Annotated in this window: 16 protein-coding genes and 2 pseudogenes; 5 read left to right on the forward strand and 13 right to left on the reverse strand. The window is 59.6% G+C overall.

Annotated features, from left to right (window positions below):
• Positions 1-9: 9 nt before the first annotated feature.
• Together ACVBAU_RS05160 and ACVBAU_RS05165 are read right to left on the reverse strand one after the other, a co-directional pair.
• Positions 10-369 (reverse strand): hypothetical protein, encoded by a 360-nt coding sequence (locus tag ACVBAU_RS05160; protein WP_448328265.1) that lies wholly within the window; start codon positions 367-369, stop codon positions 10-12.
• Positions 370-524: 155 nt separating this feature from the next.
• Positions 525-1,511 (reverse strand): annotated as a pseudogene (locus ACVBAU_RS05165) (porin); the annotation flags it as partial.
• Positions 1,512-1,974: 463 nt separating this feature from the next.
• Between ACVBAU_RS05165 and lepA the strand changes: the two are divergent.
• The 3 genes from lepA (at position 1,975) to ACVBAU_RS05180 (ending at position 6,613) form a co-directional block, all read left to right on the forward strand.
• Positions 1,975-3,774 carry a translation elongation factor 4 gene (gene lepA, locus ACVBAU_RS05170; RefSeq protein ID WP_138924114.1) on the forward strand — a complete coding sequence of 600 codons (1,800 nt, stop codon included), beginning with the start codon at positions 1,975-1,977 and terminating at the stop codon, positions 3,772-3,774.
• A 181-nt stretch (positions 3,775-3,955) separates the two neighbouring features.
• Positions 3,956-5,491, forward strand: a complete 1,536-nt coding sequence (locus tag ACVBAU_RS05175) for a transposase (protein ID WP_448328267.1) — start codon at positions 3,956-3,958, stop codon at positions 5,489-5,491.
• A 34-nt stretch (positions 5,492-5,525) separates the two neighbouring features.
• Positions 5,526-6,613, forward strand: a protein-coding gene (locus tag ACVBAU_RS05180; protein ID WP_448325853.1) for an IS3 family transposase whose coding sequence is annotated in 2 segments (ribosomal slippage) — positions 5,526-5,787 and positions 5,787-6,613 — 1,089 coding nt in all. Because the reading frame shifts where the segments join, the coding sequence is not laid out codon by codon here.
• 207 nt (positions 6,614-6,820) lie between these two features.
• Here ACVBAU_RS05180 and ACVBAU_RS05185 read toward each other — a convergent pair.
• From ACVBAU_RS05185 to ACVBAU_RS05215, 7 genes are all read right to left on the reverse strand, one after another.
• The gene (locus ACVBAU_RS05185; RefSeq protein ID WP_448328269.1) at positions 6,821-7,138 is read right to left on the reverse strand and encodes a hypothetical protein; all 318 of its coding nucleotides are present in this window, start codon (positions 7,136-7,138) and stop codon (positions 6,821-6,823) included.
• A gap of 136 nt (positions 7,139-7,274) precedes the next feature.
• Positions 7,275-8,024, reverse strand: coding sequence for a polysaccharide deacetylase family protein (locus ACVBAU_RS05190; protein WP_448328271.1), 750 nt, complete (start codon positions 8,022-8,024; stop codon positions 7,275-7,277).
• Positions 8,021-9,160: a glycosyltransferase family protein gene (locus ACVBAU_RS05195; protein WP_448328272.1), complete on the reverse strand. Its 1,140-nt coding sequence runs from the start codon at positions 9,158-9,160 to the stop codon at positions 8,021-8,023. The genes ACVBAU_RS05190 and ACVBAU_RS05195 overlap by 4 nt, the downstream gene beginning before the upstream one ends.
• Positions 9,157-9,738, reverse strand: coding sequence for a histidine phosphatase family protein (locus ACVBAU_RS05200; RefSeq protein ID WP_448328274.1), 582 nt, complete (start codon positions 9,736-9,738; stop codon positions 9,157-9,159). Before ACVBAU_RS05200 ends, ACVBAU_RS05195 begins: the two co-directional genes overlap by 4 nt.
• Positions 9,735-10,811: a glycosyltransferase family 4 protein gene (locus ACVBAU_RS05205; protein WP_448328276.1), complete on the reverse strand. Its 1,077-nt coding sequence runs from the start codon at positions 10,809-10,811 to the stop codon at positions 9,735-9,737. The genes ACVBAU_RS05200 and ACVBAU_RS05205 overlap by 4 nt, the downstream gene beginning before the upstream one ends.
• Complete coding sequence (locus tag ACVBAU_RS05210) at positions 10,811-12,058, reverse strand: glycosyltransferase family 4 protein (protein WP_448328278.1); 1,248 nt, start codon at positions 12,056-12,058, stop codon at positions 10,811-10,813. The genes ACVBAU_RS05205 and ACVBAU_RS05210 overlap by 1 nt, the downstream gene beginning before the upstream one ends.
• Positions 12,055-13,260, reverse strand: a complete 1,206-nt coding sequence (locus ACVBAU_RS05215) for a glycosyltransferase family protein (RefSeq protein ID WP_448328280.1) — start codon at positions 13,258-13,260, stop codon at positions 12,055-12,057. Before ACVBAU_RS05215 ends, ACVBAU_RS05210 begins: the two co-directional genes overlap by 4 nt.
• Before the next feature lie 426 nt (positions 13,261-13,686).
• Between ACVBAU_RS05215 and ACVBAU_RS05220 the strand changes: the two are divergent.
• Together ACVBAU_RS05220 and ACVBAU_RS05225 are read left to right on the forward strand one after the other, a co-directional pair.
• Positions 13,687-16,118 (forward strand): annotated as a pseudogene (locus tag ACVBAU_RS05220) (mechanosensitive ion channel family protein).
• 78 nt (positions 16,119-16,196) lie between these two features.
• Positions 16,197-16,967: an MBL fold metallo-hydrolase gene (locus tag ACVBAU_RS05225; protein WP_138924107.1), complete on the forward strand. Its 771-nt coding sequence runs from the start codon at positions 16,197-16,199 to the stop codon at positions 16,965-16,967.
• A gap of 72 nt (positions 16,968-17,039) precedes the next feature.
• Here ACVBAU_RS05225 and ACVBAU_RS05230 read toward each other — a convergent pair whose 3' ends face one another.
• Genes ACVBAU_RS05230 through ACVBAU_RS05245 form a run of 4 tightly spaced genes read right to left on the reverse strand, consistent with a single transcriptional unit; the run spans position 17,040 to position 22,909 of the window.
• The gene (locus ACVBAU_RS05230; protein ID WP_448328282.1) at positions 17,040-18,194 is read right to left on the reverse strand and encodes an ABC transporter permease; all 1,155 of its coding nucleotides are present in this window, start codon (positions 18,192-18,194) and stop codon (positions 17,040-17,042) included.
• Positions 18,191-19,219: an ABC transporter permease gene (locus ACVBAU_RS05235; protein WP_138924105.1), complete on the reverse strand. Its 1,029-nt coding sequence runs from the start codon at positions 19,217-19,219 to the stop codon at positions 18,191-18,193. Before ACVBAU_RS05235 ends, ACVBAU_RS05230 begins: the two co-directional genes overlap by 4 nt.
• Positions 19,216-21,141, reverse strand: coding sequence for an ABC transporter substrate-binding protein (locus ACVBAU_RS05240; RefSeq protein ID WP_448328285.1), 1,926 nt, complete (start codon positions 21,139-21,141; stop codon positions 19,216-19,218). The genes ACVBAU_RS05235 and ACVBAU_RS05240 overlap by 4 nt, the downstream gene beginning before the upstream one ends.
• Positions 21,134-22,909, reverse strand: a complete 1,776-nt coding sequence (locus tag ACVBAU_RS05245) for an ABC transporter ATP-binding protein (protein ID WP_448328287.1) — start codon at positions 22,907-22,909, stop codon at positions 21,134-21,136. Before ACVBAU_RS05245 ends, ACVBAU_RS05240 begins: the two co-directional genes overlap by 8 nt.
• Positions 22,910-22,978: the final 69 nt, after the last annotated feature.

Consider the following 22,978-nt stretch of genomic DNA (forward strand, 5'->3'; position numbering starts at 1 on the left):
GTTAAATATTCAGGTGGCGCTGCACAGGGTCGATGCGGTCTGCCCGTAGGCTTTCCAGACGGCCCAGAAATCATTGTCGCTTTTGCTGTCCGACTGGCGCGCCTCTTGCAGGGTGTGCGGGTCGTCGAATACGCGCGCACCGCGGCGTTGATCGGAGGAGGAAAGCTCTCTGTCGGCGACGGCCTGAATGCATCCGCAGCGTGCGACGCTGGCCTGTTTGCGACCCGACTGCAAGCATGCGGAATTAATCGGCCCCGTGGCAAAAAGCACGGCGCCCCGGCCAAGTCCGCCGCTGGGGTTATAGCCGCGCGGTCCACCGCAAGCGGCCAGCGTGCCAACAACACAGAAAATCGTGAAAAGTCGTACCATCGTTTTGCCTCATCTCTTGGACGCCGGGTTGATCCCGAGGCTGCCCTAACTGCTGCTGGCATTTATGCCGTAAAACTGCAGGTTGGGCAATTCACGATTGATGATGCAAACGGAAATGCCTTTGCCCGAAGGGATCGGGCAAAGGCGAATGTTGCTTAGAACTTCCAGCGTGCGCCGACGAAGGTCACGTCCAGATCCTGATAGGAGGCCGACGAGTCGTCGAAGTCATAGCTGCGGTGTGTCGCGTAAAGTTCGGTGTTATACGCATCAAGACGCTGCACAACGGCGACACCAACCGAAGACGTGCTGGAACCTGCGACGACAAAGTCGTTGCCGTCGTAGTAATCAACCGAGAAGGATGTCGCGCCCGCGGCGATGTAATCGCGCGTGATGCCTGCTTTGATGTAAGCATAATCTGCGTCACCCGCGACTTTGCGGCCAGCGGAAACCGCAAGGTTCAGACCGGTTGGTTGGTGCAGAACAGCGGCGGAGCCCATGACCAGATCGTTGGTGGTGTCACGGAACGAATAGCCCAGACGTGCGTCGACCGAATAGTCGCCGTAGTCTTGAACGTAGCGTGTGCCAACATCGTAATAGTCGTTGTCATTGCCCGAGCTCAGGACTTCCTGACCGTAGGATACGGAGGCAGAGAAGCCGTTGAAGACTGGGGTGTCATAGCGGACGCGGAAACGACGGCTGCCATCAAACGACCCGTTGGTGTCCCCGATTGCGACGGACGACAGGGTGCCGTCTGCAAAACGCAGCAGCTGGCTGCCCGCGATGTCGCTGATGCCCACATAGGCTGCAACGCCGGTACGCGAGAAGTCGGCTTCGGCGGAACCGTCAGTCGACGTGCTGCCTTGACCAAACGAGAAAATGCCCGCGTTTGGCGTGCGGTAGGTCAGGTCCAGCTTGCGCAGCTCGGTGCGGTGGTAGTCGACGTCCAGGCTGTCGTCGGAACCATTGATTGCGGAAGACCCGGTCAGGCCAAGGCCCGCTTCGAAGGTCAGGCGCAATTCAGAGCCGTTTTGCAGCGCTTGGGTCATGGTCAGGCCGACGCGGCTGTTGGAGTTGTCGTTGTCGATAAACGTGGTGTTTGTATCGACGCCGTCGTCAACGCTCAGAACGCCAAAGTTCAGCTGGCCGTAAACGTCCCAGACGGGGCCTTCTTAGGCCTGAGCCAACGCGGGAAGCGACGCCAAGCCAAGAGCTGCAACGGTCACTGTTCCAAGAGGGTGTTTCATCTTCATCTCAAAATTCCTTATTCGCCCGATCTGCGAGGGTGCAGATCATTTGAGAAGGTTCCTCTAACGGGAAGCTGAGGGCGGTAAAGCTGTAAGGCAGCCATACTAAACGCCTGTGTTGCATCCTTGCGTGGGGCGCGGGTACCGCCCGGTACTGCAAACTGCCTTGCTACATTGGCTCGAACGGCGGTATGCGGAATTTGCATGCCAGATGCCCGCGAAAAAATCGCATCCCCCCTTTGACAGCCGCGATCAGAATGCAGGTAAATCCGCCGATGAGTCTCAGCTGCCCCAAGGATCAACGGGAACAGGCGATCCAGCCCATTGACCAGCGCATGAATCCGCACCATATCGTTGATCCATGATACCACTTTCACATATCCGCAATTTCTCCATCGTCGCGCACATCGATCATGGCAAATCCACGCTCGCCGATCGCCTGATCCAAGAGACGAACACCGTTTCCCTGCGCGATATGAAGGCGCAGATGCTCGACTCGATGGATATCGAGCGCGAGCGCGGGATCACGATCAAGGCCCAGACAGTGCGGATCAATTACACCGCCAAGAATGGCGAGGAATACGTCCTCAACTTGATCGATACCCCCGGTCACGTCGATTTTGCCTACGAGGTTTCGCGGTCCATGCGCGCGGTCGAAGGATCGCTGCTGGTTGTCGATAGTACCCAAGGCGTAGAGGCGCAGACGCTGGCCAACGTCTATCATGCGATTGACGCGGATCATGACATCGTGCCGGTTCTCAACAAGATCGACCTGCCCGCATCAGACTGTGACCGTGTTGCCGAACAGATCGAAGACGTGATCGGCATTGATGCCTCCGAAGCGATCCGTGTCTCGGCCAAGACGGGTCAGGGCATTGTCGAAACGCTCGAAGCCATCGTGCACAAGCTGCCCGCGCCCAAGGGCACGCAGGACGCGCCCCTAAAGGCGATGCTGGTGGATTCGTGGTACGACAGCTATCTGGGTGTGATCGTTCTGGTGCGGATTATGGATGGCCAGCTGAAAAAGGGCGACCGTATCCGCATGATGCAGAACGGGTCGGTGCACCATGTTGAGCGCATCGGCGTTTTCCGCCCCGCCATGACCGAGATTGACAGCCTCAACCCCGGTGAAATCGGGTTCCTGACCGCGTCGATCAAACAGGTGCGTGACACGCGGGTCGGCGATACGATTACGCACGAGAAAAAAGGCACCGAAACCCCGCTGCCGGGCTTTAAACCGGCGCAGCCTGTGGTGTTCTGTGGTCTGTTCCCCGTGGACGCCGCCGAATTCGAAGACCTGCGCGACAGCATCGAAAAGCTGGCACTGAACGACGCTTCGTTCAGCTTCGAGATGGAAACATCTGCCGCTCTTGGTTTCGGTTTCCGCTGTGGTTTCCTCGGCTTGCTGCACCTCGAGGTGATCCGCGACCGGATCGAGCGCGAGTATGACATCGATCTGATCACGACCGCGCCGTCGGTTATCTATGACATCCACATGAAAGACGGCACGGTCGAGCAGTTGCACAACCCCGCCGACATGCCCGACCTGACTTTTGTCGATCACATCGAAGAGCCGCGCATCAAAGCGACGATCCTTGTGCCCGATGAATATCTTGGTGATGTGCTGAAGCTCTGTCAGGACCGCCGCGGGATGCAGATTGACCTGACCTATGCGGGCAGCCGCGCCATGGTGGTCTATGACCTGCCGCTGAACGAAGTCGTCTTTGACTTTTATGACCGGCTGAAATCGGTAACCAAGGGCTATGCCTCTTTCGACTACCAGATGATCGGCTACCGCGAGGATGCGCTGGTCAAGATGTCTATTCTGGTGAACGACGAACCCGTTGATGCGCTCAGCACCATGGTGCACCGTGACCGTGCCGAAATGCGGGGCCGTGCGATGGTTGAAAAGCTCAAGGATCTGATCCCGCGCCACATGTTCAAGATCCCTATTCAAGCGGCCATCGGCGGCAAGGTGATTGCGCGCGAAACCCTGAGCGCGATGCGCAAGGATGTGACCGCGAAATGCTACGGCGGCGACGCCTCGCGCAAACGCAAACTGCTGGACAAGCAGAAGGCGGGTAAGAAAAAGATGCGCCAATTCGGCAAGGTCGACATCCCTCAGGAAGCGTTCATTTCCGCGCTCAAGATGGACAACTAAGGCAGATTATTCAAAAAGGGGGCGCATCAAGCGCCAGCCCCTTACGGCAAATGTTGAAATAAATACTTCTGTTGGCCATTAAGTGGCCAACATTACCATCAAAACAGTATCTTGACCCACTTTTTGATGGAGGTGACAAGTGCTCGATGGCTCGAAAATATCTTCGACAGAAATACCCTGCTTGGAACGGCGATTTCCGCTGCCGTTTGAGGGTGTCGATATAAACTTCTGTCGTAACCCGCAATGTGCGACCTACGGCGTTTTTCCTGACCCCTTCAAGCGACCCAACGGCACAGAACCTGCGCCGCCGGACGTGCTTCGAGGTGTTGTTGCGGGCAAGAAACACGAAGAGTTCTTCAAATGCCCTACCTGCACTAAAACCTCACGGATAAAGAACAACCGCGCGATAGTCGAAGAATACAAGCGTCTCAAGTATTTGCAAGAGTATGATCCGACTGTTCCATCCTGTCAGTCGGATGGCTGCTTCGCGCACGGAATGGCGCCGGAGACCAGTCCCGAGTTCTACCGTCGCTTCGGGAAGACGGCGAAGGGGGATCCTCGCTTCCAGTGCCGCCTTTGCTTCAAAACCTTCTCTATCGGAAAGGCGGCCAGGCGACACCTACGCAGCGACAAGAACCGGATCATCTTCCAGATGCTCTGCAACGATGTCTCGCTGTCAAAAATCAGCAAGATTGCGGATATTTCCTACCGGGATCTCTACGGCAAGATCAACTTTTTCTACGATCAAATCCAAAGTTTCGTTGCGCAGAGAGAGGACTTCTCGAAGGTCGATTTCCGTGAGGTGGGGTCCAAGTTTGGCACCGACAGTCAGACGCTGATGTTAAACTGGCCTACAAGGCGAAAGCGGACACCTGTAGCAGTTCAGCACCTTTGCACCGCCCACGCGCGCTCCGGTTTCATTATGGAGGCGGCTATTCAGTTCGACCCCACGATGACGATGGATGAGGCGGAAGATCTGTCATCTGCAGCCGATGAAGAATATCTCTCCGTCGCCTTTCGTCGGCATGCTCGGGTCTGGACAAAGACGGAGTTCCAAGGGCATCTGACCCGCCTGCGCAAGCAAAAGCGGGTAAAGACCATTCAACTCTACCAGTTGCCCCACGAGGGGGTTTTGGTGCGCTATGACATCCTCCAATATGCGCACGCGCTCAGGGTGCGGGAGATGCTTTCAGGGACCGATGTGCCACTCCTGTTGGTGATGGACGACGATCGAGGCTTGCAGCAAGCTTTTCAGGCAGCATTCGTTGATGAGATAAGTTCTCACCGTGCAGACCTGGCTGTTGTCAGCTTCGATAAGGGGATGACCAATGATATGCGAAATCAGGTCGCCGCAGCCGCACAGGTCCGCCTGTCACGTATGTCAGGGATGAGCCTGCCAGACATCCGAAAACTTTCAAATAAAGACTATGCCCAGCTCGTCGATTTCATCTTAGCTTGGCAGTTGATGGGCTGGCCACTTAATCTGGGCGTTAGCTTTCCATTCTCTCGGAAATCTGAACCGAACAAGGTCGTAAAGGTCCCGACTTGGCGACCCGGGCGTTCAGGGAAATCCGCGGCTCGCCTCGTCCGGAGAGCAACCCTGCGCAGCGTCGATTCCTATTTTCACAAGTTTCGGTGTAATGTCCGTTTCGCATCGCGGCCCGCGATTTCAACTGGAAAGGTAATCCCCCCTAAAATTAGTGGTGTTCAAAAGTAGAATTTTCTCGGCAAGATATCTGAGGAGATTTACGATGAAGAACGGACGATTTAGCGATGCGCAGATCATGGCTGTGTTGAAGCAGGCGGAGGGCGGTGTGCCGGTCTCTGAGCTTTGCCGGGAGCACGGGATGAGCAGTGCCAGCTTTTACAAATGGCGGGCTAAATTTGGCGGTATGGACGCGTCGCTCATCGCAGAGATGAAGGACATGGCCGAGCAGAATCGCCGCCTCAAGAAGATGTATGCGGAGATGAGCATGCAGAATGAGTTGCTCAAGGAAGCCCTCGGAAAAAAGTCTTGAGGCCGTCTCATCGACGAGAGATGGCCATGAAGATGGTGGCGGTGCATGGGGTCAGTGTCGCGCTGGCGTGCCGCACGTTCCAGATCAGTGAGACCTGCTATCGCTACAGTCCAACGCTGAGCACCGAGAACGAGGAGATCGCCGATTGGTTGGAACGTCTGACGGCAAACAAGCGCACCTGGGGCTTTGGCCTGTGCTTTCTGTATCTGCGCAACGTGCAGGGCTATTGTTGGAACCATAAACGCGTGTACCGGATTTACTGCGAACTGGAGCTGAATCTACGGATCAAACCCAAGAAACGGCTGAAGCGCGACAAGCCAGAACCGCTGGCTGTGCCTGACAAGCCAAATGAGACGTGGTCGATGGATTTTATGGCCGATCAGCTCTCTGACGGCCGGTCGATCCGGACACTGAACGTCCTGGATGACTTCAATCGCGAGGGCCTTTGCATCGAAGTCGACTTCTCATTGCCAGCCGAGCGCGTGGTGCGGAGTCTGAACCAGATCATCGAATGGCGTGGAAAACCCAAGGCTATTCGTATTGATAATGGACCCGAATATGTCAGTGGAAAGCTCATGGAATGGGCAGAAAAACAAGGCGTTAGGCTGGAATACATCCAACCCGGAAAGCCCCAACAGAACGCCTATATCGAACGCTACAACCGCACGGTTCGCGGCGAATGGCTCAGCCAGTACATCTTTGAAACCATCGAGGAGGCACAGGATCAGGCCACGGAATGGCTCTGGACTTACAACAACGAACGACCCAACATGGGCATCGGCGGCATAACACCCGCAATGAAACTGAAAACAGCCGCCTGAATTCTACCGCTGGACCTCATTAAAAATGGGGGGATTACCGAAACGTCGGCCATACTTGGGACAAGCAATATCTATACAAACCAGAGATGTTAGCGAAGATTGCTCAAATCTACCGTTTCTATCACAACTGGTGCGATCCAGGTGCTGACAAGAAAACGCCCGCGATGCGGATAGGCCTCGCACGCGGACGCATTTATGAGCGCGATTTTATGTAGTTGCGATCACGTCAACAACTTCACAGAAGTTGATGACTTCGATATCTTTGAATGGATAGATAGCAAAATACGGATACTGATCGTCTTCATACTGCTTTACGATGACAGCCTCATGCTTCAGGTCAATTTCAACATCGGAAACTGAATATTGAGTAGATGCAGAATTTTTCTGCCGGATAGCAAGTTCCAAGTTTTTTGAACGCGATCGGATCCTTACTCCCGATTTCGCTGCTAACGGTTTAGTTTTCAAGTTCGCCAGAGTTTCCGCAATTTCGTAAAACCCGCCGTAGAAATTCTCTTCAGTAGTCACTTTAGATTCCTCATTTAAGTTGTCCTGAAGAAATGGCTACGATTTACTTGCTACGGAAATAGCCCTGACTAAAGAGTCAGGGCTATCAACATTTGCCGTAAGGGGCTGGGCATCAAGCGCCCCTTTTTTCGAACGATTAGGGCAGGCTGCGCATATCCGCCGGCACCGCCCCACCGTCTAGCAACCGCGACAGACAGGCGTGTGTGAACCCCCAGATATCTTCGTCATGCACAAGGTGGTGCGTCAGAAACCCCAGCGGTTCGTGCGGGTCTGTCCTCCCGCTGCGGCGGTCTTGCAGCAGTTTGGTAATCGTCGCGATCAGCGTCTCTGGCGGAACTAGCCCGCGTGTGCCGCGCCAGTAAATCGGGTCGATATGGGTGTTGATCTGTACCAGACCCGGTGCTGCCATGCGGCCCTCGCGCGGCAGATACGTCGACACCCCGACATAGCCCGCCTGCGCCAGAACCGGCAGCAACCCGTCGTCCAACCTGTTCCACGGCGGCACAAATATCGGCAGCAGGTCGTCGCCAAACAGGCTTTGCATCCGGTCTAACCCTTGGGTTAGCTCGTGTGCCGCTTCAGGGCGGGGGTGGCCGAACTCTGCCTTTTTCGCCCCTTCGGGCGCGTGGCTGATGTGTTGCCAGCCGTGGACCAGCGGGCGGACCAGCGGGCGCTCTTGGCAAAGCTGTGCCAGCGCGGGGTCTGCATGTTTCGGGATCACGGCGATATGCACGGGGAGTGAGAGGTCACCGGCCATTGTAGCCAGACGGTCCAACGCGGGCGTCGGCGCAATGGCATCATCGTCACGCCACCAGAGCGGCAGGGTCAGCCCCTGCGCGCGCCAGACGGCAAGCTCCGTGCCCAGACTGGTCCAATCCACTGTCATGGCGCTGACTTTCTTATGTGTTCGGTCAAGGCGACGGTCATCGCCGCCCCGTCAAACCCGTCGGTCTGTGCAGGGCGAGGCGCATCGGCCAGTACCATGCCTAAGGTTGACAGCAAGGCATCCGGCGTCAGGGCCGCACTGCGCAGCACCTCGATCCCCGGCAGCGCGGCGAGGGCATCGGCCCGAAGCCCTTGTTCTACCTCATTGCCAGCATCAAAGGGCACAAACACGGCGCGCACCCCGCTTTGCAGCACGTCCAGTGCGGTGTTGTACCCGCACAGCGACACCGAAGCGGCGGCGTGATACAGCATCTGCCGGAACTCGGGGCGGGCGGGTTCGATCATGACATTCGGGGGGGCATTCTGCATCAGTTCGGCGCTGCGCCGCGCAGCGTCCTGACCGCCAAGCAGCAAGCGCCACACTCTATCCGGATCGCGCGTAGCAGCAGCAAGGCAGGTGTCAAAGACATGCGCCCCCACGTCGCCGCCACCAGCGCTGACAATAATCTCATTGTGACCCAGCTGGTCGGGATGGGGGCTGGCGGCGGGCGGTGCAACGAAGCCGGTATAGCGCAGCTTGGCCTGCAACGCGGGTGACACTGGCCAGCTGAGCGACAGCGGTGTGACGTCCCCGTCTGCGTGCACCAGCACCGCGTCATAGTATTGCGCGATCAGCTCATCTGCCAGCTGCGCCTTGGCGGGTTTTGACGGCGGGGCGAGGATATCCCGAACCGAGGCGCAGATCAGGGGCGGCACGCGCAGCGCCTGCGCAGCGTCAAGAAGGGCGACGAATTCTGCCTTGAGCGTGCGGCGGCCAAAGGGGAACAGCTCTGTTATCAGAAGATCAGGCCGCCGAGACTTGATATGTGTCACCAGCATCTCGCGTCGTGCCGTCATGACCGCGTCCGAGGCGACGTCCCCGCGATCATCCAGCAGACGCGCGAAATCCACCCCGTCGGACCGCAGGGGCGGCAATTGGACCATATCGACGCCATCGCTGTCTAACTGTGGCGCAGGCATCCCACCCGAGACGACCTGCACATCGTGTCCCGCGGCCGTATAGGCACGGCCAAGGGTCAGGGCGCGGGCCAGATGACCGGTGCCCAGCAGATGGGTGACGACGATGCTAACCTTCATAAGCGCGGCTCCAGTCGGATCGGGTCGGGCAGGGCGGACCAGCCGCTCGGTGAAATCTCTAGGAGATATAAGCGGTTGCGCTTGATCTGAAAGGGGGCGGGGCCGTCAAAGTCCCAGCCGATCGCATGGGCCAGCAGTACGCGCATGACGCCGATATGGCAGACGGCAACGGTATCGCCGGTCAGGCTGCCCGCCCAAGGGATCAGTCGTTTGCGCAGGCTATCGGGGCTTTCGCCGTCCGGCGGGGTATAGTGCCAGCCCCAATCCTCGATGTCGCGAAATCCACCGGCCGGGTCCGCCTTTAGGTCGGTGCCGTGCAGCCCTTCCCATTGGCCCCAGTTCATTTCCATTAGGGCAAAGGAGGTCTCTGGCGTGCGCGCTGCGACAAGCTGGGCGGTTTCAACCGCGCGGGCCAAGGGGCTTGATACCAGATCAGCGCGGTCCCAAGGCGCGGGTAGCTGTTGCGCGGCCAGTTGCGCACGCGCCTCGTCGTCCAGCGGGATATCCGTGCGCCCCTGAATCCGGCCAGCGCGGTTCCACGCCGTATGGCCGTGGCGCAAGAGAGCAAGGCGGATCACGGGTGCACCCCGCATTCGGCCAGCCCCGCCAGCAAGGTCGCCGTCGCCGAGGGTAACAAATGCTGGCCGGCGACAAAGGCGCGTGCGGCAGTGCTGCGTTGCTGGCGCATCGCGTCATCCGTCAGCAGCGCTGTGATCTGGGATGCCAGCGGCGCTTCCCCGTCCTGAGGCGCGGGATAGGCGGCAGGGGCCAGAACATCGCGCACGCCGGGACGGTCTTGGGCCACGACGGGCAGACCCGCGGCCTGCGCCTCCAGATAGGCCAAGCCAAAGGCCTCGTTCACACCGGGCCAGAACAAGAGCGCGGCCTGTTGATAGGCCTGTGCCATCGCCGGCGCATCGAGCTGGCCCAGAAACCGGACCGCGTTGCCAAAGGGGGCCATCAATGTCGCGACCTCTGCGCGGGCGGGGCCGTCGCCTGCGATGTCCAAACGCCAGGTGTCACGGGCAAGCAGCGCCAGCGTGTCGGCGATAATTTGGTAAGAGGCGCGCTTGTCCCCCCCGCGCAGCATGCCGACTGCCAGCATGGGGCCGTCCAGCGTCGAGGGCGGTGGCAAGGCTTCTTGCGCCAGAAACGGGCGCAGATGGATAAGGCGTTGGTCGGGCGTCTGGTCGCGGCGCAGCGTTTCCGCATCCCGGTGGGTCAGATAAAAAATCACATCCGCCGCGTCACTGGCGGCCTCTGCGGCTTGGGCAAAACCGGCCCAAGGACCGGTCAGACGTTTGCGCGCGCGACTGGATTCGACAAGCAAATAGGGAATGCCCAAGGCCCGTGTGACAGCGGGGCCAATGAGGTCGGGGGCCTTGTAGTAATTGTGATAGGTGATCCACGCCTGCCAGCCTTCGGCGTGGCCGCGGGCGATTGCGTTTGTGATTTCGGTCTGTGCGGCGTCAATGAGGTCGCGTTGAACCGCGCCATCGCCCGCGCCGTCGCGGCTGCGCAGGGTGCTGGCCATCGCTACGGCCGCGCCGCCGCGTTTCAGTGCTGCGATTAAACCCCGCGCCATCGCCCGATCCCCCGACGGGACCGGATGATCCGGCGATTTCAACGGAGCGTAGAACGCGAGCTGCATCAGCCGCCCTGTGCCAGCATTGCGGTCAGCCGTTTGTGCAGCTGACGGATGCCGGGGGCCATGGTGAATTCGGCGTGCAGCCGATCGTGGGCTGCGTCGGCCAGTCGCGGGCCAAGCGCAGGGTCATCGGCGAAACGCCGCATCGCATCGGCCAAGGCGGCGGGGGCGTCATCGCTGAGTATGCCGGTACTGCCGCTGGTGATAAATTCGGGGATGGCTGACACTGGCGTGCTGAGCATAGGGAGCTTCTGGCTCGCGGCCTCCATCAACACATTGGGCAGGCCGTCGCGGTCGCCGTCTTTGGCAATACGCGATGGCAGCACGAACAGGTCGGCGGCCCGCATGGCGTCGATCACCTCTGGCTGGTCGCAGGCCCCGCGCCACGTAATACGGTCGTTGATTCCATGCGACTCTGCCCGCGCCTTCATCGTGTCCGACAGGTCACCGCCGCCGATGTGGGTCCAGTGCCAGTCAAAGCTGTCTGGCAGCAGCGCCAGCGCGTCGATCAGATTATCAAAGCCCTTCTTCTCTACCATGCGCCCGACCGACATCATCTGGAACGGGTCGCTTTTGCCGCGCGGGACCCGCGTTGGCGGTTCGGGGAAACGTGCCAGATCAAGCCCGTGATAGACCAGATCAATCCGGTCGGGATCGCCAGAGAGACTGCGCAGATGTTGCGCGTTGAAATCTGTGCAGGTGGCCCCGAAGGCGGCTCCGTGACTGGCGGGGTCAAGCTTTTCGCGCAGCTCCCACTCGGGCGAGGTCCAGATGTCCTTGGCGTGTGCAGAAAAGCTCCATGGGAGGCCGCGCAGGATCGCCGCGTATCGCGCAACAGACGAGGGCGTATGCAAGAAATGGGCATAGATGCCCCGCGTGTCGGCGGGCAGCTCGTGGGCCATGACACAGGCCTGACCAAAGCGGCGACGCCGGTTGGGCGTGTCATCGCGTGCCAGATCCTGCTGGAAGACATCCCACGCGGCAGCGTAGCCGGGCATGGATTGCGCGGCTTCCTGCGCTGCGGCCACGCGTTCGGGATCGTCGCGCAGGTATTCGGGCAAGTAACGCACACGCGCCTTCAGCCGGTCGTGCAAGGGGTGGGTCTTCACATCGGTCGGGTGGCGCAAAGACCATATGTCAAACCGCAATCCCGCTTCTTCCAGCGCGACGAGCTCTTGCGCGATGAACGTCTCTGACAGGCGCGGCCAGCCTTTGACGACAATGGCGAGGGGGGCAGGGGTATCGTTCATGCGGCACCATCCATCAGGGCGCGGCCCCGTTCGACAACCACGTCCAGCCCGTCCAGCAGCCCGTTCGCACCCGCCTCGGATGGTTTGTTCTGATGGGGCAGGTTGCGGATCGCGGCGATCATCGCTTGTGGCGTCATGCCGTCGCGGGTTTCGTCAAGCATGCGGACCAACCCCAATTCTTCGGCACGGCTGGCACGGATCCATTGTTCCAGGCGCGGCACGGTGCGGGGCACGATCACGGCGCGTTTGTCAAAGGAAAGCACTTCGCAAAAGGTGTTATAGCCGCCCATGCAAACCACGCCCTCGGCACCGACATACAACTGCTCAATCCGGCTATCAAAACCAAGCGCGGTTACGCGTCCACCCAGCTTGGCCACCCGCGCATCAAAGGCTTCGCGCACGTCGCCCGAAAGGAAAGGCCCATAGATCAGCTTGGCATTGGGGGTCAGGTCGGGGTCTTGCTCGTATGCGTCCAGCACAAGCGACACCATCGCCGCCCCGTCACCACCGCCACCCGGCGTGATCAGCACATAGGGCTCTTCGGCCGGGGGTGTTTCATCGGGGGCTTCGCGGCGTAGATATCCTGTCCAGTGCATCCGGTCGTGCGTCGCCTGTGACAGGGGCAAACCCTTGGTCGGGTCATAGACGTCTCGCATGCCATAGACCCAGATCTCGTCATAGTATTTCTCTGCCGCTTCGACGGCACCCTTACGTTCCCATTCGGCGGCCAGTACATCCGGCTCGTCCAATACGTCGCGCAGGCCAAGCACGACTTTGGTCGTGCCGTTCTCGCGCAACCAGTCAAGGCTGGGCAGCAGCTCTCCGCGGAAGCCAGTGGGCTCTTTGTCGACGATCAGCAGGTCGGGGGTATATTCCTCGAGGGCCGTGCGTATCAGGTTGGCCCGCAAAGAAGTTACCTGGTCGATATCAAGATGCAGCGACTGCGCCACATAGCTGCCGTCAACTAACTTGGTCACGCCGGGCAGACGGATGTGGTCGACCCCTTTTGGGAAGGTGAACCGGCCTGCTACAGGGGATCCGGTCAGGATGATGGCCGAGGCGTCTTCGTCCCCATCCATCAAAGCAGCGGCCAGTGCCCGCGAGCGGCGCAAGTGCCCCAACCCAAAAGTGTCATGACTGTAAAATAGGACCCGCCGCGCAGGTTTGCCGTTGCGGGTATTCTTCGAGACCGTCTGGCGCATGGGCCGATCCTAACTTGGTAAATCATTCGTGGCCGCGCAGATCGTGTCGGCGGCGAGAAAGCGTATTAATGTCAAAGGCAGGAAAACCCGTCCCGCCCGATGCACCCAGAAACCGGATAAACTAAATCACCTTGCAAATTCACCTTGGTCTGCCGACGCAGCAGGCCACTGGAAATACCTTAGGCATCTAAGGCGAACATGTCATGCTTTTCAGCACGTTCCGACCCAACGGTCCTTGAATGCGGCCGGCTGGCCAGTGTTGATACGGGGGGCGGGCTGCCCGGAGGATGCGGCGCGTGTCATGGTCGTCTTCCTTCGCGGTTCATCGTCAGGGGAACTAGGTGGGGCCGCGGGGTTCATATTGCAATGGTAACGGGGGTCGCATAGCGTTCTACTCCTGCTCCCCCACATCACGAGCGAGGACATATGCGGCATTTTATCTTCACCCTCTTTTTGTCGCTTTGGTTCCTATCCCTAGCTAACGCCTCAACGGCGCAAGGGGTTCTATCCCTTTTGCCAAAAGCGCAAGAAAAAGCCGCCAGCGACACAGATACCGACGCCGCACGGCTGCAAGAGGTCATCAAACAGGCTGCCGAAAGCGGCGTGAGCGTGGTGGTCGTCGACAGCGCAGGCGGGCTGCTGAACCAGCCCGCCCCTGCCCAAACAGGCGAGGGTGCGCAGCCAGAGGACGTGCTGGCGAAAGACACCTCTCCGCTGATGCACCTGCAAGAACGCGGCAACCAATTCCGCACCGCCTTGATCGAGCGCATCGTGCAATTGCCCGACGCGATCAACGAGGTCGTCTATATCCTGCGCGCCGCAAGCCCGGATGGCACGCTGTGGGCCTTTGGTAAGACGCTGTTGATTGCGCTCGCGCTTTTTGCTGTCGGGGTCGTGGTCGAGGTAGAGGTTTTTGGCAAACGGATCGCGCGCAGGTTTGTTACCGCCAAGGTTCAGGAGGCCCCCGTCGGCTATGCCGAAAAGATGCCGTTCCTGGTGTTTCGCTTTTTCATGGGTATCATCGGCGTGCTGGTGTCGATGCTGGTCGCCTATGTCCTCGGGGCGTTGTTGTTCGGCCCACTTGAAGATACCGCGATCCAGTTCACTGCGACGTTGATCAACATCGGCTATTTTGTCTGTCGCGTGGCGGCAGGGCTGTGGCGGATGATCCTGTCGCCGTTCCTGACGCAATACCGTATTCCGGTGTTCAGCGACCGCGATGCCAAACGCCTGCATCGCTGGCTGTGGATGATGGCCAGCCTAGACACTTGCGCGATCCTGTTCGGGATATGGATCGGAGAGCTGGGACTGAACTACGACGTCTACGCGTTCATTGCGTCGCTGATGTCAGCGGCAATTGTGGTCGCCAATATCCTGATGATCTGGGTCAACCGGCGGGCCATTTCAAACGCGCTTCGGCAGGGCAAACCCGCTTCGGAATGTAGCGCGGTTGGGCGTTTCATGTCGCGGGTCTGGGCCCCGCTGGTGGTGGCCTATGCGCTTTTCGCCTGGGTCGAACTGACCTATGATCTGGTGCTTGAAAACCCTAGCTCTGTGCCGCTGATCGCGGGGGCTTACGGTATCTTGGTGTCGATCATCGTGGTCTATGGCGTGATCAACTATGCCATCGAGCGCGGCTTTGCGCGCGCACGGATGATGCGCTGCCTGAACGCGCTGCGCCGCGAGAAACAGGCCGGTATTTTGCCGGACGATGGCGATGCGATAGCCGCAGATATCACGGGCGCGGATGGCACGAATGCGCTGGATACGGCCGCTGAACAGGCCGCATTGGCACCGCGTCAGAGCCTGACCAGTTTCGAGAGCTTGGCCCGACGGGTGGCCGGTATCCTCGCTTTCGTCAGCGGGGCTTACGCGTTTTTCTTTATTTGGGACACCGAGGCCACGGTGATGGTCGAGAGCCACGCGGACAAGCTGCTGGACGTGATGGTGATCCTGTTTATCGGCTATGTCATCTATCACGCCTTCCGCATCTGGATTGATAGCAAGATTGAAGCCGAAACTGCCGATCAGCCGGAGGCAGAGTTGGGCGACGAAGGCAGCGGGGCGTCCTCGGCCAGCCGACTGGCAACGCTGCTGCCGCTGTTTCGCAACTTTGTGCTGATCGTCCTGATCGTGACCATCGCCCTGATCGTGTTGATGGAATTCGGGATCAACGTCGGCCCCTTGTTTGCCGGCGCAGGGATCGTCGGCGTTGCTGTCGGCTTTGGCAGTCAGGCGCTGGTGCGCGATATCTTTGCCGGTGCATTCTTCCTGTTCGATGACGCCTTTCGCAAAGGCGAATACCTCGACGTGGGCGGGGTGAAGGGCACCGTAGAGAAAATCTCTGTCCGGTCATTCCAGCTGCGCCACCATCTGGGCGCACTACACACCATCCCATTTGGCGAGCTGCAGGTGATGACGAACTATAGCCGCGACTGGGTGATTATGAAGCTGCCCTTGCGTGTGACCTATGACACGGATGTCGAACGGGTTCGCAAGCTGATCAAAAGCTCGGCATCGAACTGCTGGATGATCCGGTGATCGGCGATAACTTTATCCAGCCGCTCAAATCGCAGGGCGTCATCGAAATGCAGGACTCTGCGATGATTATCCGAGTCAAGTTTATGACCAAACCGGGGGATCAATGGCTGGTGCGCAAGAAGGTCTACGAGGAAATTCGCGCCCTGTTCGAACGCGAAGGCATCCGTTTTGCGCACCGCGAAGTCACGGTGCGTCTGGCGGATGGAAAGGTGCAGGACCTTAGCGATGAGGAACGCAATGCGGTGACCGCCGCGGCACAGGCATCGATGGAAGAAGAGGCAGACGCAGGCCCCGCGCAAAGCGAGGACGACCGTTAAGCGCGTTTGACGCAGTTGTGACATTGAAACGGGCTCCGCTGGCGCTAGCATCTAGGCATCTGCAACAGGAGAGTTCCGATGAAACAGTCCAGACGCCAATTCCTGACGACCACAGCTGCTACAGCCGGTGTCGTGACGCTACTGCCCTATGCCGCACAAGCCGCAGCCCACGGCGGCAACATGTTCCCCGTCAGCGGTGGCGAGGTCAAAGTTCACCCCGTCGACCACGCGTCCTTTGTGATGGAGACACCAGCCGGCGTGATCTACTGCGATCCCGTGGGCGACGTTGCGAACTACAGTGATTTTGCCACGCCCGATCTGATCTTGATCACCCACGAGCACGGCGATCACTATAATGCCGAAACGCTGGCCGGTATCGTGGGTGACAACACGCAAATCATCACCAATCCCGCCGTATTCGACATGCTGCCCGCCGCGCTAAAGGCCAAGGCGAACGCGCTGGCCAACGGCGAGAATGCGATGTTCAACGAAGTATCGATCGAAGCGATCCCCGCCTATAACACCACCGAAGAACGCAAGCAGTTCCACCCGCAAGGCCGCGACAACGGCTATATCGTGAACCTCGCCGACTTCCGCGTTTATATCTCTGGCGATACCGAAGCGACGCCGGACATGCTGGCGCTGGAAAACATCGATCTGGCGTTTGTTTGTATGAACCTGCCGTTCACCATGGACGCGACCTCGGCTGCCGCTGCGGTGTCGACCTTCAAACCCGCGTTCGTCTACCCCTATCACTACCGCGGGCGCGATGATGGCACGCAAGACCCCGCCGCCTTTGCCGCAATGGTCGGCGAAGGGATCGAAGTCAAAATGGGCGAATGGTATTAAGCCAGCGCAGCGGGGGGGCAGCCCCCCGCACCCCCTGGGATTTAGGCCATCTGAAAGGGTAAGCCGACCGGATCAGGATTTATACGGGTCAAGGCTGGCCCGCAGGCCGTCGCCTAGGAAGTTGAACGCCAGAACCACCACGATGATTGGTATCATGGGGATGGCGGTCCACCAGTAGATTTCGATGCTCGCGAGGTTTTGCGCATCATTCAGCATGACGCCCCAGCTCACGGCAGGCGCGCGCAGGCCCAGTCCAAGAAAACTCAACGCGGTTTCACCAAGGATCATCGCAGGGATCGACAGGGTCGCGCTGGCGATCAGATGCGACATGAAATTCGGCAGCAGGTGGTTGCGGATCACCCGCGCGGGCGAGGCACCCATCATCTCGGCTGCCTTGACGTATTCCTCTTCGCGTAGGCTCAGGAATTTGGAGCGTACGGCGCGCGCCAGCCCTGGCCAGTCCAGAATTCCGAGGATGATCGAGATGATAAAGAACACCGACACCGGCCCCCAGTTTGACGGCACCGCCGCCGACAGCGCCAACCAGAGCGGCAACTCGGGCAAGGACCGCAGGATTTCAATCGCGCGGTTGACCAGCCAGTCCGTCTTGCCACCGAAGTAGCCCGCCAGTGACCCAAAAAAGATGCCCAGTACAAAGCTGACCGTGATGCCGATCAGCCCCACCGTCAAAGACAGCTGCGCGCCATAAAGGATGCGGCTGAACACATCGCGGCCCAGCCGGTCCGAGCCCCAGAGAAACACCGTGGCCCCATCCGGGGCGCAGAACAGATGGGTATCGGTTGGGATGAGGGCAAAGAGGTGGTAGGTTTCACCCTTACAAAAATACTCAATCTTGCGCGGCTTGCTGGTATCGGTGTCGTAGACCCAGCGAAAATTGACCAGATCCGCCGTTCCCGTCGTCTTGTAGACATAGGGGCCGATGAAGGCACCATCGTGCCAAAGGTTGATGCTTTGCGGCGGCGCATAGATGTGTTCGGCATTGCGTTCGTTGGGCGTATAGGGCGCGATGAACCCCGCCACCGGCAATATCAGATAGCAGAACGCCAGAAACAGCCCCGACACGAGGGCAAGCTTATGTCGGCGGAACTTGCGCCACATGAGCCGCGCAACTGAGGCGTCCATCTCGGCCCGTTCGGGCGCAGATAGGTCGGCATCATCAATCCAAGGGGTCGTGTCAACAAAACGGTTGTCGGGCTGGATGCTCATGTGGTGCGTGCCCCGTAACGGATGCGCGGATCAAGCAGGACCAGCAGCATGTCAGAGATCATCGTGCCAATCAGCGTCAGCAGGGCCACGAACATCAGGATGAAGGCGGCGAGGAATTGGTCTTGGGACTTCAGCGCAACCAGCAGATAGGGGCCGATTGTTTGCAGGCCTAGGACAACCGATACCAGCACCGACCCCGAAATCATCGCGGGCAGCAGATTGCCGATATCGGCGACAAACGGGTTGAACGCCACACGTAGCGGGTATTTTGACAGCAGCCGTGCGGGGGCCATGCCTTTGGCTTTGGCGGTTTCGACATAGGGTTTATCAAGCTCGTCCAGCATATTCGCCCGCAGCCGCTGCATCATCGCGGCTGCGCCCGCTGTGCCGATCACAAAGGTTGGTACGATCAGGTGCAGCAGCACAGAGCGTACTTTTTCCCATGACATCGGCTGGCCTTCAAGCTCGGGGGCCATCAGCCCGCCAATCGGCAGGTCAAAGTATTTATGCCCGTAATAGAACAAGATCAGCGCCAGCAGGAAGTTCGGCGTCGCGAGCCCGAGGTAGCCCAGAAAACCGGCGGTATAATCGACCCACGTCTCGGATTTAGCCGCGGCGAGCACCCCCAGCGGTAATGCGATGAGATAAACGAACAATACGGCGGCCAGATTGACCAGTACGGTCATCCAAAGGGCGTCCCCGACAATTTCGCCAACGGGGCGGTCGAATTCGAACGACCAGCCGAAATTGCCCTGGATCAGCCCCGCAAACCCCTGCGGCCCCGGCACCATGCCGACCCAGATCAGGTATTGTTTCCAGATCGGTTGATCCAGCGCGTATTCGTGCCGCAAAAACTCGGCCTTGGCGACGCCTTCGGCCTGACCTGTGGCACGCAGCTCAGCGATCTGGTTCGACAGGTAATCGCCGGGGGGCAGGTTGATAATGACAAACACCAGCAGTGAGACCACCAAAAGGGTCAGCAGCATCGTGATGAAACGCCAGACGGCGTATCTGAGGAATATCATCGGCTTACCTGCACATGGGGGTCTTTGAAGTAGAATTCATCGATACGATGGATGCCGAAATGCGCGCCGGGATCAAAGGCCCAAATGCCTTTTTCCGGCACGTTCATCAGATCATTCGATACAACGACGGGCTGCGGCGCTTCGGAGAGGATACCGATACCGAACTGCTGTTCGGCATGGATGGCCAGCATCCGTTTCCAGATGTCTTCGCGGACCTGCGGATCGTCGGTGTGGTTCCAGTCATTCGCCAGCAACATCAGGCGTTTGGCCGGCTGCATGTCAGGGGGCGATCCGGCTTGGCCAACCGTTTGATAATACTGCCCCCACATCGGCCAAGCAAAGAATTCCTGATTGGTGGGCGCAAGATAGGATGGCGACGTCGACGGCCCCGGAAGCCCGTTGTCCCAACCATACCAGACCGAGGCCATCGTCCGCCCCGCATAGATCCGGTTGCGCAGGATGTCGCGGTCCAGCGGGCGCATGATCAGACGGATGCCCAGATCTCGCCATGTGTCCGTGATGATCGCCAGCGCGTTTTCTTCCTCGCTGCGTTCGCCTGCGGTCTCGATCACGAACTCCATCGGGCGGCCGTCGGGCAGTTCGCGCAGGCCGGCGGGGGTTCGTTCTGTCAGGCCCATATCGTCAAGCAGCGCATTGGCATGGGCAAGGTTCATCGCTGACCATGAATGGGTGTTGTCTTCGTCATAAAGCGCACTTTGGGACAGGGCGGACATGCCGCCTTCGCTGGCGAGACCAAAGTACAGGGCGCGGTTGATCATCCGCCGATCGATGCCAAGGCTCAGTGCGCGGCGAAAGCGAACGTCGCGCATCACTTCGCGCCAGACAGGGTCGGCGAAGTTCAGGTTGGGGTAAATCGCAATCTGGCTGGCGGCACCATTGGCCCACAGCAAGGTGCGGTATTTGCCGCCGTCGACCTCTCCCTTTTTGAGGATCGCCACATCGGGAAAATCGAGCCCGCGTGCCTGTAGGTCGACCTCGCCCGCGTTTGCCTTGGCCGCGATCAGCCCACCGCCGACGACGGTCATCTGCACCACGTCGATATAGGGCAGTTGCACGCCGCGGCTGTCGATGCGGTGGAAATAGGGGTTTCGCACGAACAGTTTGCGCGAGCTGTCCGTGTCCGACGTGTTGATCCACGGCTGCAGCGTTGGCTGCGCGGGATTGTCGAACTTGTACATGTTGTCGCGTTTGTTGTGCAGCGCGGCCCAGCTTTTGACGCGGGCGGATTTGACCTTTTCGATCAGCGCGTCAGGGTCGGCGAACTTCACGTGGAACTGTGACAGATAGTGGGCGGGCCGGTAGATGAACGGCGGGCTGGCCTGTGCCAGCAGCGGCAGGAAATTCGGATTGGGGATCTGCCATTCAAACACGACCGTTTGCGCGTCGGGAAAGGTGACCTTGCCCAGCCGGTTGTCCACGATCATAAAATCAGGCGGCCCGCTGGGGGTAATATCGGGATCGTTGGCGACGTTCTCCCACCAGTATTTGAAATCATCCGAGGTAAAGGGCACGCCGTCGGACCAGCGGTGGCCGGGGCGCAGACGGAGCGTGAACTTGCGGCCTTCTTCCACATCAACAGCGGCAAGAAGATCGGGGGCGAGCGTGTAATCGGATTGGTACCCGACCAACCGCGCATAGCCGTAGACGGCCATCTGCCGCACATCCTTGGTCCGCGAGATCAGCGTGCGGAGTGTACCGCCCTGACGACCAAAGCTGCGGCCCTTGGCTTCGAGATCGACGACCAGCGGCTCTGATGGAATGCGGTCAGCGACGTGGGGCAGGTTGCCGGAGTTGACCTCTTGTGCCCAAAAACTGCTTTCCTGCAGCACGGGGCCGTCGCTGTGGGCGGCAATGGGCGCAAGTGCGAGAGAAGCGGCGAGGGCGAGTAAGAGCTTACGCATGGCAACGTACCTTATGGCCGGGCTCAAGCTCGCGCAGGGCAGGGGCGTGGGCGCCGTCAAAGCGGAACTGCTCTGGCCAAAGCGTGGGCGATCCTGCGCCCTTGGCGACCAGATCAAGGTCGATGGGGCGGCTGATATCGGGTTCAGGCTGTGCCGCAATCAAGGCGCGGGTATAGGGGTGTTGGGGGTTGTAGAACAACGTATCGGGCGAGGCCTGTTCGACAATAACGCCTGCGCGCATCACCGCGACCTCATCCGCAATACGGGCAACGACGGCCAGATCATGGCTGATGAACAGATAGCTCAGGTTGGCACGGTCACGGATGTCTTCGAGCAGGGTCAGGATCTGTTCCTGAACCGACACATCCAGCGCCGAGGTGGGTTCATCGCAAATCAGCAGCTTCGGATCGAGCGTCAGCGCGCGGGCGATCGACAGACGTTGGCGCTGCCCGCCTGAAAAGGCGTGAGGGAAACGGCCGAGCATATCGGGGTTCAACCCGACCCAACGCAGCATTTCCGCCGCCTTTTCGCGGCGGTCTCGGGCTGTGCCGATGTTGTGCACCTCCATCGGTTCGGTCAGGGCTTGTTGTACGCGCATGCGCGGGCTGAGCGATGAATACGGGTCCTGGAACACCATTTGCGCCTGCCGTTGAAATGCTTTCCGCTCGGCGGGGGACAGGTCATGAACGGCCAGCGACGCGGCAGCGGGGTCAGGGCGAAACAGCACCTCGCCGCCAGCATCGGGGCGTTCGGCCCCCATCGCGATGCGGGCGCAGGTGGTTTTACCTGATCCGCTTTCGCCGACAATCGCCAGCGTCTTGCCGCGCGGCAGTTGCAGGTCGACGTTCTGGCAGGCGGATACGGTTACGGGTTTGCGCCAGCCGCCCGCCCGCATGGTGTAGGTCTTGGATACATTGCGCAGTTCAAGGATCACGTCGTCAGGGGCGGCCGAGAACGTAGGCGCGGGGGCCGCAACGGCCGGGATCATCGGGGCGGCGGCGAAAAGCTTGGCGGTATAGGGGTGGGCGGGGCTGCCCAGCACATCTTGTGCATTGCCCCGTTCCATCACGCGCCCCTTGTGCATCACGACGACTTTCTGCGCCATATTAGCCACGACGCCCAGATCGTGGGTCACAAGGATCACGCCCATGCCGGTTTCAGCCTGAAGCGACCGGATCAGCCCCAGCACCTGCGCTTGCGTCGTCACGTCCAGCGCGGTTGTCGGCTCATCCGCGATCAGCAGCTCGGGTTTGGCGACCATTGCCATTGCGATCATTGCACGTTGGCGCATCCCGCCCGACATCTCGAAGGGATAGCTGCGCCACGCCCGCAGCGGATCGGCAAAGCCGACCTTTTCGAACTGCTGCAAAACCGCGCGTTTGGCGGCACCGCGCCCCATGTTGCGGTGCAGACGCAGAACCTCGGCGACTTGGTCGCCAATGCGGTGCAAGGGCGACAAGGACCGCATCGGTTCCTGAAAGATCATCGAAATGCGGTCACCTCGAATGGCGCGCATCTTTTTCTCGGGTAGCGCCAAAAGGTCGACCGGGCCTTCCGCTCCGTTAAAGCGGATCGATCCACCGCGCATCTGCGCTGCATCCGGCAGCAAACGCAGCACAGACCGGCACGACAGCGTTTTGCCAGACCCGCTTTCGCCGACCAGCGCAAGGGTTTCGCCTGCATTCAGCGCAAAGCTGACGCCATCCACGACTAACGGGCCGGCACTGAAACCGATCGACAGATCATTTACTTCAAGAAGGGGGGCCATGGTCATCCCAAGCGCATCAAAGCGAAAATTACCAATCGAGTGAAGCCGATAAACGCCTAAGCGTCTAGG

Source organism: Sulfitobacter sp. M13, from assembly GCF_053474885.1.

Coding starts and splice junctions, on each gene's coding strand:
- ACVBAU_RS05160 (WP_448328265.1), bottom strand. CDS start 369: ATGGTACGACTTTTCACGATTTTCTGTGTTGTTGGCACGCTGGCCGCT.
- lepA (WP_138924114.1), top strand. CDS start 1,975: ATGATACCACTTTCACATATCCGCAATTTCTCCATCGTCGCGCACATC.
- ACVBAU_RS05190 (WP_448328271.1), bottom strand. CDS start 8,024: ATGACAGTGGATTGGACCAGTCTGGGCACGGAGCTTGCCGTCTGGCGC.
- ACVBAU_RS05195 (WP_448328272.1), bottom strand. CDS start 9,160: ATGAAGGTTAGCATCGTCGTCACCCATCTGCTGGGCACCGGTCATCTG.
- ACVBAU_RS05205 (WP_448328276.1), bottom strand. CDS start 10,811: ATGCAGCTCGCGTTCTACGCTCCGTTGAAATCGCCGGATCATCCGGTC.
- ACVBAU_RS05210 (WP_448328278.1), bottom strand. CDS start 12,058: ATGAACGATACCCCTGCCCCCCTCGCCATTGTCGTCAAAGGCTGGCCG.
- ACVBAU_RS05215 (WP_448328280.1), bottom strand. CDS start 13,260: ATGCGCCAGACGGTCTCGAAGAATACCCGCAACGGCAAACCTGCGCGG.
- ACVBAU_RS05225 (WP_138924107.1), top strand. CDS start 16,197: ATGAAACAGTCCAGACGCCAATTCCTGACGACCACAGCTGCTACAGCC.
- ACVBAU_RS05230 (WP_448328282.1), bottom strand. CDS start 18,194: ATGAGCATCCAGCCCGACAACCGTTTTGTTGACACGACCCCTTGGATT.
- ACVBAU_RS05235 (WP_138924105.1), bottom strand. CDS start 19,219: ATGATATTCCTCAGATACGCCGTCTGGCGTTTCATCACGATGCTGCTG.
- ACVBAU_RS05240 (WP_448328285.1), bottom strand. CDS start 21,141: ATGCGTAAGCTCTTACTCGCCCTCGCCGCTTCTCTCGCACTTGCGCCC.
- ACVBAU_RS05245 (WP_448328287.1), bottom strand. CDS start 22,909: ATGGCCCCCCTTCTTGAAGTAAATGATCTGTCGATCGGTTTCAGTGCC.